Below are 12,142 nucleotides of genomic sequence, written 5' to 3'. Positions count from 1 at the left end.
GATCACTTTCGCTATTTCGCCGGGTGTATCCGGGCGCAGGAAGGCTCAGCGGCAGCGCCTGGCTGTGACAACGCATCGCACCGATACGCACACAGGTACCGTCAATCGCAATCGGGCTGTTGCCGGTTGCCAGAATCTTGTTGGTCTCGACGCCGCCTTTCCACTCTTCTTTGCTCTGACCGTTTTCACGCTTCACATCGATCCAGGGGATCAGAGAGCCCGCCAACGGCACACCGAACTCAGATGTCGGGAAGTCGGCAGAACGCATGGCTTGCGCCACTTTACGGTCGATATCCAGAATAGACGTGGCCGGATTAGCCAGCTCGCTGGTAACGTTGTCATTAATGACACCCATCTGAGAGATCAGCTCGCGCATATTCTTAGCACCCGCGCCTGACGCCGCCTGATAAGTCTGGGAGGTCATCCACTCAACCAAACCTGCCTTGAACAGTCCGCCGACTGCCATCAGCATCAGGCTGACAGTACAGTTACCACCGGCGAATGAACGCACGCCAGAGTGGATACCCTGCTGAATCTGATCAAAGTTAACCGGATCCAGAGTGATGATGGTTTGATCATCCATACGCAGCGTAGACGCCGCATCAATCCAGTAACCTTTCCAGCCTGCCTGACGCAGCGCCGGATACACTTTCTCGGTATAGCTGCCACCCTGGCAGGTAATAATGGCATCAAGCTTCTTCAGTGCATCAATATCAAATGCATCATGAAGTACGCCTGCATCTTTACCGAAGTCAGGCGCAGGAATTCCAACCTGAGAGGTTGAAAAGAAAACAGGTTCAATATGGTCAAAGTCTTTTTCTTCCACCATACGTTGCATAAGCACGGAACCTACCATGCCGCGCCAACCGATCAAACCAACTTTCATCATAGCTTGCTACACTCCATGTTGACGTGATTGGGCACCTCCTAAATTGATTGGAGAAAAGCCACCTTAGTATGCAACAGGTCAAATAAAGGCCATCAGTGACACACTGACAGCCGCATACCCATTTCAATCACGTTTTAGAAAACCACATTCATGACTGTTGCGCACCAGAAACGCTCTGTATTATTGCAACGGCCATGAACCGAAGATAGCTAAATACCATAAAGCAAAGCCCCTACCAACGCAACAAAATGCCAAAATTAACTGGTGTCAAAGCTGTAACACAGCGCAGCATGATGAGCGCACCTGCTTTTTTAGAGCATTCAGCTAATTTGAGGTCATTGAACAGAGCGATGATGCTAGATTTTCAGGGAATAAATCATGATTTTCCTGCAAAAGCTATAATACTGTTTTTCACACTCTTCAATTCACTAAAGCATGTATTCATTCACCTTTAGATCACTTTATCGTAGTCAGAAGGCTGATTTTCCCTCAACAGACAGAAACCTTTAATTATGTATCGATAACGATGGGTTTCAAGGCAGAGAAAAGGTCCAGGAATAAGCAGATAATCAGGAGTGAAGCGTTGGGACAGCGCAGGCAAACTGGCTCTGAATAATAGATAAGGAATAACACGGATAAAGTGTCCGAAACACTAAGGTTAGATAAGACGTGCTGCACAGACTTCCATCTGTACAGCACGCCAGATCAACTGCGTATCAGGTGTCGCTGTTCTGACGGCGCTGAAGCTGATCTTTCAGGTTCGGCGGTGTGCCTTTAATCGTCAGTGTATCGGTGTCCGGATCGTAGAAAATTCGCTCACCCAGCAGCATGCTGTCGAAGTTGATCGTCAGCCCGCCACCGGAGCCGACAAACTTGGTCAGCTTACGCATGGCAGTCCGATCGGCCGGAAAGGTGTCTTCCAGCTCATAACCCTGGTTGGAGGTAAACTGATAGAAGTCGACGCCGGCCTCTGTGGCAGGTAATTCGCCCGACAACTCTTTCACCGCAACTTCTTCACCAGACTGCAGCTGACCGTTGCAGTAATCGTAGACCTGCTTGCGGTACTGCTGCTTTTCTTCTTTATCCATACGAGAATCAGCACAGAAATCCTCTACCGCCTGCATCAGCACCTGATTCTGCACTTTGACATCCAGGCCGACTTCCGCCTGCAGGAAATCCAGGAAAAAATCGGCCACTTTGCGGCCAACCCGTCCCTTAATAAAGGTCAGGTAGCGATTACATTCGGGATCAGTCTCCCAGGATGACAAGTCTATCCGGGCAACAATTTCCATTTTGCTGACATCCAGATAGTCTGTGGCGCTAATATCAAGTTGATCAGTCACCTTCATGCTGTGGCAGGTTGGCAGAAGACCAATGAAGAGATAATCGGTCGCCAGAGACTGGTATTGCGCCATGACCAGTGTCCCGGCATCAGCAAACGGATACTTCACCAGTTCAGATTGCAGACGTTGTGACGCCTGATTTGAAAAAGTCAGAAAATCCAGTTCTCCCTGGCGACACTGTTTCAGCCAGTAACCGAATTCACTCTCTTCGGAGAATCGGCCAAAGCCTTTGGTGCCCTTGCTGCTGTATACCCGGTGTAGCTCGGCAACCAGTTCAGTGGTGGTATCAGTATGTTCTAGTTCCTGCTCTCTCAACTGAACAGACAGCTCATCTTGTTCATTTTTGGAGAATTGGTGCAGGATGACGTTGGAAAGCGTGAGACTCATAATGGAAAAGTTTTTCAGTAAATCTAAAGTGTAGGGTATTATAAGTCGCTTTCTTCACCATAAAACAAGACCTGATATGCCAATTACATCAAAATACAGTAATGAAAAAGTGGAACAGATCCTTAATGATGTGTTCGATGTCTTTGAAAAGCACGATACATCTGCTGAATTAGCGCTTATGATTGTAGGTAATGTTGCTACCAATATCATTAATGCCGATGTTCCAGCATCACAACGTCAAGCCATTGCTGATAAATTCGCCCAAGCTCTGCTGACCTCAATCAAGAAAGATTAATCCCAGCACCAGAGAGAAGAAGAACACAGGTATATGGTCTCCAGCGGAAACAACTACAAAGAAACCGTGTCTCAACTGATTAGCTGGGGACACTGGTTCAGTTTTTTCAATATTATCGCCGCCATGCTGTTAGGCACCCGGTACATTATCCATTCGGAGTGGCCGGAAACCCTGATGGGGCAGCTTTATATGGGCCTGAGCTGGGTGGGTCATTTCGGCTTTCTGGTTTTTGGCTTTTACATTCTCATTCTGTTTCCTGCCAGCTTTCTCATCCCTTCGCAGCGTTTGATGCGACTGTTTGCGGTGCTGGTTGGAACCATAGGTCAAACCATACTGATTCTGGACACCCATGCTTATGAAAGCCTGGATCTCCATCTCAGCCCTCTGGTCTGGGATCTGTTGCTCAGTGGGGAACGAACCGAACTGAATGCCCGCTGGCAATACTTGTTCATAGTCGTGCCAGCCATCTTCCTGCTCCAGCTGTTTTTGTCAGAATGGCTGTGGCGCAAGCTGCGTAAACTCACACGCAAGCATGTCGGCGTGCCGATTGCTTCTGTGTTTGGACTGTGTTTCCTCGCCAGCCACCTGCTCTACATTTGGGCCGATGCCAATCTTTATCGGCCTGTTACGGCGCAGCGCTCCAATTTTCCGCTGTCTTATCCAATGACAGCCAAATCCTTTATGGAACGCCATGGCCTGTTAGACCGGCAGGAATACGCCCGTCTGCAGGAAAAGCAGGGCGTTGAAAACAGCGAAAGCATCCGTTATCCGCTCAAACCGCTGTCATTCAGCGATAAAGGAACCGGCCAGAACCTGCTGGTTATTATGATAGATGGCTTACGCAGTGATATGGTCACAGCTGAAACCATGCCGTATCTGGCTGCCTATGCCCAGCAGAATCTGAACTTTACCGACCATTACAGTACAGGCAATGACAGTACCCTGGGTACGTTTGGCCTGTTTTACGGTTTGCCCGGCGCCTACAATGCCAGTATCCGGGCAGAACACAGTCCGCCGGCCTTGCTCGAAACCCTTACCAAACGCGGGTATCGCTTTGGTTTGTTCAGCGGTTCAGGCTTTGCCGATGTCATCTATCCACAGGCTATCTTCACCAAAGATCAGATAGCTTTAGCCGCGGCCCTGAATCCGGAGACTCATAGCGATCAGCAAGCCATTGCCAATATGCAAAGCTGGCTGAGCAAACAAACCGCAGGCAAACCCTGGTTTGGTTATCTGGAGCTGGTGTCAGTCCAGGATTACGAAGATTCTGTTAATGCCGTTGCTGCGAGGTTTTCACCCTCGCTGAAAGACACTCAGCCCGGTGAAGACTCAAGCACAGATCCGGCTGAACTGCTGAAAAACAGTTATCGCAATTCGGCTTACCATGTTGATGAGCAACTGATTAGTATCTTTGACAGCCTGATTAAACGCGACATGCTGGACAATACGGTAGTCATTATCACGGCAAACCACGGCACTGAATTTAATGAAACCGGCACCAATTCCTGGGGTTCGGGATCCAACTACAGCCAGTATCAGCTGAAAGTACCGCTGATCGTCCATTGGCCAGATAGCCAGACGGCGCAGATCAGCCGGGCAACCAGTCACCTGGATATTGTCCCGACTCTGATGGAAACCCTGCTCAGTACCACGACAGCACCTGAGTTTTACAGCAGTGGTATCAGTCTGTTCGATACCAGCAATAAGCGTCGCTGGGTGTTGGCTGGCGACCACCAGGACATTGTCGTTGTCCAGCCGGAAGGCACCACAATTGTGGATAAATACGGCAACTACACTGTGTATGACGCTGAATACAGAATGCAAGATAACGGCAAGCCGAAACTCTCCACTTTGATGCAGGTAATGCATGAGCTGAAGCGGTTTTATCAGCCCGGCTCTGCGCAATAACATCTCAGCAGGGCAGCACCATCGCTGCCCTGCTCTTTATGAACATGTCCGGCCGTCTAACTAAACCGACTAATGGTAATCAAGATTGCTGGCGTAGCATTGTTCGTAGCCATCATTCCAGCCATTGGCGTATTTATTCTCTTTCTTCATTCTCTCGGGATCCTGACGAAACCCGTCATAGAAAGTCGTCGCCTGTACTTTTCGGCTGTCACAACCATCCTGATACCCTTCAAGGTAATTGCGGGTAAATCCCAGTTCGGCGAGCTGAGTATGCCGTGTCTGGCCACATGCCGACAAAATCAGAGAAAGTGCTACCCACAATAAAAACACATGTCGTCTTTTCATGTTCTCACCTGACGGTGTAAATAAAGTCAAAATATCCCCGTAAGGTAAAAATAGTGAAACTTGTCAGTTAGCTCTGTCTCAAGATTGACACAAGGGCCGTCTGGCAACTGAACGCCCACAGTGTGTCTTGGCCAACCAGCTCAAAGTAGGCAACAAAGCCATCAAAAACATGCATTGTCGCCTCTGATCATCATCTGCAAAAGAAATACCGTCAGAGTGTCACTGCAACAAAACTCACACAAACATAATAAATTTGACTGCGACCAGATTTTAACTAATTGCTATATATGTTTATTAATTTTCCCGCGTCAGCACTCTGTTCTCTCTTCATTATTTTTATATCGTAATGTGTTGAAAAACGTTTCATAAACCCTCTAAGGTCAGTAGCAGCGAGAACGGAATGGATTCCTTCTATCAGGCATACTTTTCACATTGGCAGACAGCAAAAGAAAAGCCGGTGATTATTGACGGGCTGCTTGCTCTGTTGTGCCGCCATTTGGGTGCCTCGTCCTGTCGGCTGTTCGTAAAAAATCACATCGAGTGGACTCATTTCGCCCATTGCTCCCCTTTGAGCCACACGCCAGCATCACCGCGTGATGAAGAGCTCGAGAGCTGGCTTTGTCAGCCCACGCCTTTTTACCGCCAGTGTGCTGAGAAGACAGTGCTATGGCTCCCGCTGCAACATCAGGGTATACCACTTGGCTTGCTGGCACTGCGTTATCCTGCAGGTTCGGCACTGACCGATCCTGACTATTTACAGCCCTGTATCCTCCACCTGAGTGCCGAGCTGAAAAATGACATCGCATCCGAGCAGCCTGCAGGCTCAGGCCCGGTGCTGCTGGATATGCTGCAGGGCTTGCACGACATCTCTTTCGCTTTATGGCGTGCTGAAAGTATTGACGATATGCTCTTTCATGCCGTCGAACAGGGAAAGAAAGTGCTGGAGATTGATCGTATCGCTATCTTTCTTCTGACAGGGCATAACCGGATGAAAGGCACTTATGGCACAGATACTGAAGGCAATACGGTAAAAGAAGCCTATTTTGAATCCCCTATCCCGCCTCACTGGTTCATTGACCATCCCCAGGCACAACATGGTTACCTGGCCATTGAAGAAAATACGTTGCTTTATCATGATTTACAGGAAATCGGGTTTGGCTGGAGTGCTTACACGTCACTGTGGGACGGGGATAACCGCGTAGGCTGGATAGCTTACGATAACCTGATCAACGGACGCCCGCTGGCTGACTATCACCCGCAGCTTCTCAAGCAGTTCAGCTTTATTGTCTCTCAGCATCTGGTCCGCAGACAGACAGAAGAAAACCTCAGCCAGCTCAATGGCGAACTGGAAAAGCGCGTCACCGAACGGACGCGGGAGCTGCAGCAGTTAAACCGGCAACTTGAACACACTTCCCGTCATGATCCTTTAACGCAGGTACCGAACCGTCGGGTGTTTGATCAAACCCTGCCGTTAGAATGGCGCAGGGCCCAGCGGCATCAGTTACCCGTATCCTTGCTGATTATCGATGTGGATCACTTTAAGTCGTTCAATGACACCTATGGTCACGCGATGGGCGACCGCTGTCTGACCCTGATCGCCCAGACGCTGGTCTCGGTCGAGCGTCGGGCCGGGGCGCTGTTTGCCCGTTATGGCGGAGAAGAATTCGTTATCTTGCTGCCGGGCCAAAACGCTCAGGCAGCGATTGTCGCCGCCGAAAACACCTTAGAAGCGGTGCGTTCATTGCGCATTCCGGTCAACGGCCAGGAATGCTGCAGTGTCACTGTGAGTGTTGGCATCAGTTGTATGGTGCCGGACAAACAGTCGACAGCGGATCAACTGTTTAACCAGGCCGACAGCGCCTTATACAAAGCCAAGTCGCTGGGCCGGGATACCTTTTTCATTTACGACGACTAGTTTTATTTACGACGACTAGCGGCTCTCTTCTGACCTGCACTTTTCTGACCCGCCGCGCCAGAATGCTGCCTGCCCCGTGCCCGTCGGCTATAGCTCCCTTTACCTTTACTGGCCGGTGGCGCAACCGCCTGAAGTGTGCGCAGGCTTGGCGGGACACCGCCTGATTTGATCGACCCCATCAGTTGCTCAATCTGCTGTTGCAGCGCTGCCATGAACGGCTGATAGGCATATTTTCGCTCTGCCATGTCCTGCAGCTGGTGTTCCCAATGTGCCGTCATGTCCGGGTAGGTCGCTTCATCGGGTAAGGCGTACACCAGAGCGCGGCCAGCGTCTGAGGCATGAATATTCTTCCCCTGACGGTAGAGCAACTGGCGCTTGAACAAGACCTCCATAATGCCGGCCCGGGTTGCTTCCGTTCCTAAACCGTCGGTGTCGCGCAGAATCTTCTTCAACGATTTATCTGCCACAAACCTGGCGATCCCTGTCATCGCCTGAAGCAAAGTTGCTTCGGTAAAATGCTTAGGCGGCTCCGTCACCCTGTCTTTGATCTCTCCGTCCTGGCAGGTCAGCACTGTGCCTTTATCCAAAGGCGGCACTTTATCGGCCAGATCCTGCTCTTTGTCGGCATCGTCTTTACCCTGCAACACTTTCCAGCCCGGCTGCATCAACTGGCGGCCTCTGGCAATAAACACCCCGCCTACGATAGCAAATGTCAGCTTGGCTTCTGCGTAAACCGCCGCCGGATAAAACTGCATCAGATACTGACGGGCAATCAACTGATAAACCTTGGCTTCCTGATCATTCAGGCTGCCGGGCTGCACCGCTTTCGGGGTGGGAATAATGGCATGGTGCGCATCCACTTTACTGTCATTCCAGGCTTTTGAGCGTAACGATAAATCGGCGCCCCTGACCGCCTCAAGCATCTGCGGTGCCGTGGACGACACGGCTTTCACCACCTCACTGGCCTGACGATAGTGATCGACCGGCAGATAACGGCAGTCTGAGCGCGGATAGGTAATGACTTTGTGCTTCTCGTACAGCGACTGACAGCACGCCAGTACATCCGCCGCGCTCATGCCAAAGCGACGCGCTGTATCGATCTGCAGTGCTGACAGAGAATACGGCAAGGGCGGCGATTGACGGGTTTCTTTTCGCTCTGCATCCGAGACAGTAGCCGGCTGGCCTTTAATGCGCGCCACGACATTTTCACACAGCTTGCGATTGAGCACCCGGCCTTCTTCATCTTGCCAGGGTTCACAGGCCTGGCTCGGCTGCCAGCGGGCGCGGATAACGTTGTCCTGATAGGGGATCAGTGCATAGACATCATAGAAAGGAACCGGCACGAAATTGGCGATCTCGTCATCCCGGCGAGTCACCAGCCCAAGCACAGGTGTTTGCACCCTGCCGACCGACAGTACGCCTTTATAGCCGCCCCGCTGCCCAAGCAAGGTATAGGCACGGGACATATTCATGCCGTACAGCCAGTCCGCCCGGGAGCGGGCCAGGGCTGACACCGACAGCGGAATAAAATCGCTGTTGTCTCTTAACTGCCCAAGCGCTCTTTTGACTGCTGCCGGGTTAAGATCTGAGATAAGTAACCGTTTCATGGTCGCTTTTTTCGCGGCGGCCAGTTTCACGTAATCAATCACTTCATCGACCAGCAGCTGGCCTTCCCTGTCCGGGTCGCCGGCATGTATCACTTCATCCGCCAGCTTAGCTAACTTGCGGACCACACTCAGTTGCTGCTTGGCCGATTTTCTTGGCGCGAGTTGCCACTGTTCTGGGATGATAGGCAAGTCATCCAGGTTCCATTTCTTATAACGCGGATCATACGCATCCGGCTCGACCTGCTCGAGCAAATGGCCGATACACCAGGTGACAATGTCGCCGTTGGCGACTTCAATGTAGCCCTGATGATTCTTATGCGGACGGGGTAATACGGCTGCAATAGCGCGCCCAAGGCTGGGTTTTTCTGCGATATAAAGACGGGTCATGAAGTCTGTAACTACTGGAAATAACTCTCCGCACTATAAAGAATTCAGCAATAGGTGACAATCATTACTGGATATAAACCCAGTAGCCGTTCACAAAGCCGCCGCAGGATTGGGGAGATACAGGCAGCAATAAGCTGCCTGAAGAAGCCTGCAGGAAACTATACAGAAAGCTATAAATACTCAACAAATTGCGCTAAATCCCGCTCTGGCGCTTTCGCATCGCGGCAATCAGGGGTGCCCAGATACAGAAAACCGACAATCATATCATCACCCTGTACGCCCAGCGCTTCGCGCACCACAGTGTGATATGCCCAGCTCCCTGTGCGCCAAAAACCCGCGTAACCCTGAGCAACCGCCGCCATCTGCATTGCCTGCGCCGCACAGCCTGCCGACAGATGTTGTTCAATCACTGGAATTTTATCGCTGGGCTGCACTTTAGCGACAACGGTAATCACCATAGGCGCACGGAAAGGGGCTTTAGAGGCTTTCTCGATCACTGCCTCTTCTGCCTTGTCAGCCTGGGCGGCAGAGACCAGAATATCGGCCAGCTTTTGCAAACCTTCGCCTTCCGAGACGATAAAACGCCAGGGCGTCAACGCACCGTGATCCGGTGCCCGAAGACCGGCACGAAGAATATTATCCAATACCTCACCCTGAGGGGCCGGGGCGGTCATTTTAGGCAAAGAGCGACGATTAAGCAGCAGCGACAGTGCATCCATAGATTATGTATCCTCGATGATAACGATTCTTGTTAAATACCATACCACATCTGCTCTTCTGAGTAACGGCAACGAAAAGAGGCTCCCTCGGGAGCCTCTTGGTCACAGTCGCCGATATCTGCCGATATCTAAAGACGGGCGGCCAACTCTGTTCCCTGCCGGATAACTCGCTTGGCATCCACTTCCCCGGCGAATTCAGCACCGCCGATAACATGCACCTTGATGCCCAGCTCTTTGAGCGGAGCCGACAACTCTTCCACGGAAGTCTGACCGGCGCACAGCACAATATGATCAACTTCCAGCACTCGCTGTTGTCCTTCCACGCTGATATGCAGACCTTGCTCATCAATCTTCTCGTAGCTGACGCCGGACAACATTTCAACACCGCGTTTCAGCAACACCTGCTGGTGGATCCAGCCTGTCGTCTTACCCGGCCCTTTACCCATCTTGCCCGGACGACGCTGCAACAGCCACACCTGGCGCTCACTGTGCTCACTTTTAGGCGTACATAAGCCACCAGCATGGCTAATGGTTTTGTCAATGCCCCAGTCCTGTAACCAGCTGTCCAGCGAGCTGTCCTGAGGCTCTGTCAGCATACTTGAGACATCCACCCCGATACCGCCAGCACCAATCACAGCCACCCGCTGACCCAGCTGCACTTTATCGCGGATCAGTGTCTGATAATCTATCACCTTATCGCTGGCTTCCAAGCCGGGAATGGCGGGAATCCGAGGTTTCACGCCGGTCGAGACCACGACATCGTCATAGCCTTTCAGCTCATTGATATCCACCGCCTTGCCCAATTTCAGGTTCACACCTGTCTGGCTCAAACGGCGGGAGAAATAACGAATCGTTTCCCGGAATTCTTCTTTACCCGGAATTTGCATCGCCAGATTAAACTGCCCGCCGATATAGTCGTTCTTCTCGTATAAATCGACCTCGAAGCCGCGTTCTGCGGCAGCTGTTGCGAAAGCCAGGCCAGCAGGACCCGCACCGATAACCGCGACTTTGCGCTGCTGTGCAGCCGGGGTCAGCACCAGCTCGGTTTCATAACAGGCCTGAGGGTTCACCAGACAACTCGCCCGCTTACCGGCAAACACATGATCCAGACAGGCCTGATTACAGCCAATACAGGTATTAATATCGTCGGCACGGTTCTGTTCGGCCTTCAGCACAAAATCAGCGTCAGCCAGAAACGGACGGGCCATAGACACCATATCGGCCTGATCAGCGGCAAGAATGGACTCGGCCACCTCTGGCGTGTTAATCCGGTTACAGGTCACCAGCGGGATAGACACTTTCCCTTTCAGCTTTTCCGTGACCCAGCTGAACGCAGCCCGGGGAACCTGGGTCGCTATGGTTGGCACGCGCGCCTCATGCCAGCCGATGCCGGTATTGAGAATGGTCACGCCCGCAGCTTCCAGCGCCTGGGCCAGCTGGACCACTTCATCATAGGTACTGCCCTGCTCGACCAGATCCAGCATCGAAAGCCGGAAAATAATAATGAAATCTGTGCCGACCCGGGCACGAACGGCTTTCACCAGTTCAAGAGGAAATCGGACCCGGTTCTCATAGCTGCCGCCCCATTCATCGGTTCTGTGGTTGGAACGCTGACAGATAAACTGGTTGATCAGATAACCTTCAGAGCCCATCAGCTCAACGCCGTCATAACCCGCCTCTCTTGCCAGCTCAGAGCTGCGTGCAAAGGCATCGATGGTCTTGAGGATCTGGCGGCGGCTCATTTCTTTGGGCGTAAATTTAGAGATAGGCGCTTTAATGCCAGAAGCACTGACCGCAAACGGATGCATCGCATAGCGCCCGGCATGCAGAAGCTGAATGGCAATCTTACCGCCTTCTTTGTGGACCGCATCTGTGATCACCCGGTGCGCCCTTGCCGCGCGTCCGCTGCTGAATTCGGCACTGAGTGGTGTTAAGCGGCCGCGAAAATTGGGTGCAAACCCACCAGTTACAATCAAGCCTACTCCACCTCGGGCGCGGGCAGCGTAAAAGGCAGACAGCTTTTTAAATCCATCGTGTGCTTCTTCCAGGCCGGTATGCATAGACCCCATCAACACCCGGTTTTTAAGCTGAGTGAAGCCAAGATCCAGCGGTGCCAGCAAGTGTGGGTAGGTAAGAGTGTCCATAGCTTCCCTATATCTCTTTAATTATTGTAGGTCAGACCAGTTATAGCATAGGGTTAACCTTCACTCAAACACCCGTTTACATAACCTCAACATCCATCACTGCTGCGGCACTTTTCAATTACGCTATTTTAGTCGCAATATAGCTATCATTAGGATTTTACGCTCTGTCTCGGTTAGGATAAGCACTGGGATTTATTATCAGG

General features: G+C 51.5%; 9 protein-coding genes. 3 read left to right on the top strand and 6 right to left on the bottom strand.

Annotation, left to right across the window (positions count from 1 at the left end; translation table 11 throughout):
• Positions 1-886: aspartate-semialdehyde dehydrogenase (gene asd / locus P0Y67_RS11645; RefSeq protein WP_342391990.1), on the bottom strand; the 886-nt coding region annotated here is incomplete at its 3' end.
• Positions 887-1,605: 719 nt separating this feature from the next.
• Complete coding sequence (yejK, locus tag P0Y67_RS11640; RefSeq protein WP_303453314.1) at positions 1,606-2,619, bottom strand: nucleoid-associated protein YejK; 1,014 nt, start codon at positions 2,617-2,619, stop codon at positions 1,606-1,608.
• A gap of 76 nt (positions 2,620-2,695) precedes the next feature.
• On the opposite strand from yejK, the gene P0Y67_RS11635 reads away from it, so the two are divergent.
• Together P0Y67_RS11635 and P0Y67_RS11630 are read left to right on the top strand one after the other, a co-directional pair.
• Positions 2,696-2,914, top strand: coding sequence for a DUF1414 domain-containing protein (locus tag P0Y67_RS11635; RefSeq protein ID WP_027252814.1), 219 nt, complete (start codon positions 2,696-2,698; stop codon positions 2,912-2,914).
• A 33-nt stretch (positions 2,915-2,947) separates the two neighbouring features.
• Positions 2,948-4,822, top strand: coding sequence for a DUF3413 domain-containing protein (locus tag P0Y67_RS11630; RefSeq protein ID WP_342391989.1), 1,875 nt, complete (start codon positions 2,948-2,950; stop codon positions 4,820-4,822).
• Positions 4,823-4,891: 69 nt separating this feature from the next.
• Here P0Y67_RS11630 and P0Y67_RS11625 read toward each other — a convergent pair whose 3' ends face one another.
• Entirely contained in the window at positions 4,892-5,167 is a 276-nt protein-coding gene (locus tag P0Y67_RS11625; RefSeq protein ID WP_342391988.1) for a hypothetical protein, read from the bottom strand.
• Positions 5,168-5,567: 400 nt separating this feature from the next.
• On the opposite strand from P0Y67_RS11625, the gene P0Y67_RS11620 reads away from it, so the two are divergent.
• Positions 5,568-7,082, top strand: coding sequence for a GGDEF domain-containing protein (locus P0Y67_RS11620; RefSeq protein ID WP_342391987.1), 1,515 nt, complete (start codon positions 5,568-5,570; stop codon positions 7,080-7,082).
• Positions 7,083-7,084: 2 nt separating this feature from the next.
• Here the strand turns inward: P0Y67_RS11620 and P0Y67_RS11615 are convergent, their stop codons facing one another.
• From P0Y67_RS11615 to P0Y67_RS11605, 3 genes are all read right to left on the bottom strand, one after another.
• Entirely contained in the window at positions 7,085-9,076 is a 1,992-nt protein-coding gene (locus tag P0Y67_RS11615) for a DNA topoisomerase III (RefSeq protein WP_342391986.1), read from the bottom strand.
• Between the two features lie 170 nt (positions 9,077-9,246).
• Complete coding sequence (locus P0Y67_RS11610) at positions 9,247-9,795, bottom strand: NAD(P)H nitroreductase (protein WP_303453298.1); 549 nt, start codon at positions 9,793-9,795, stop codon at positions 9,247-9,249.
• 128 nt (positions 9,796-9,923) lie between these two features.
• A complete protein-coding gene (locus P0Y67_RS11605; protein WP_342391985.1) occupies positions 9,924-11,939 on the bottom strand; it encodes an NADPH-dependent 2,4-dienoyl-CoA reductase in 2,016 nt (671 codons plus the stop codon).
• Positions 11,940-12,142: the final 203 nt, after the last annotated feature.

Source organism: Photobacterium sp. SP02 (assembly GCF_038519165.1).
Taxonomy (GTDB): domain Bacteria; phylum Pseudomonadota; class Gammaproteobacteria; order Enterobacterales; family Vibrionaceae; genus Photobacterium; species Photobacterium halotolerans.
This window is presented reverse-complemented; position numbering and strand designations above follow the sequence as displayed.

What these genes read in the sequence shown, in the direction of transcription:
- P0Y67_RS11635 (WP_027252814.1), top strand. Translation starts at nt 2,696, where the DNA reads ATGCCAATTACATCAAAATACAGTAATGAAAAAGTGGAACAGATCCTT.
- P0Y67_RS11630 (WP_342391989.1), top strand. Translation starts at nt 2,948, where the DNA reads ATGGTCTCCAGCGGAAACAACTACAAAGAAACCGTGTCTCAACTGATT.
- P0Y67_RS11625 (WP_342391988.1), bottom strand. Translation starts at nt 5,167, where the DNA reads ATGAAAAGACGACATGTGTTTTTATTGTGGGTAGCACTTTCTCTGATT.
- P0Y67_RS11620 (WP_342391987.1), top strand. Translation starts at nt 5,568, where the DNA reads ATGGATTCCTTCTATCAGGCATACTTTTCACATTGGCAGACAGCAAAA.
- P0Y67_RS11605 (WP_342391985.1), bottom strand. Translation starts at nt 11,939, where the DNA reads ATGGACACTCTTACCTACCCACACTTGCTGGCACCGCTGGATCTTGGC.
- yejK (WP_303453314.1), bottom strand. Translation starts at nt 2,619, where the DNA reads ATGAGTCTCACGCTTTCCAACGTCATCCTGCACCAATTCTCCAAAAAT.
- P0Y67_RS11615 (WP_342391986.1), bottom strand. Translation starts at nt 9,076, where the DNA reads ATGACCCGTCTTTATATCGCAGAAAAACCCAGCCTTGGGCGCGCTATT.
- P0Y67_RS11610 (WP_303453298.1), bottom strand. Translation starts at nt 9,795, where the DNA reads ATGGATGCACTGTCGCTGCTGCTTAATCGTCGCTCTTTGCCTAAAATG.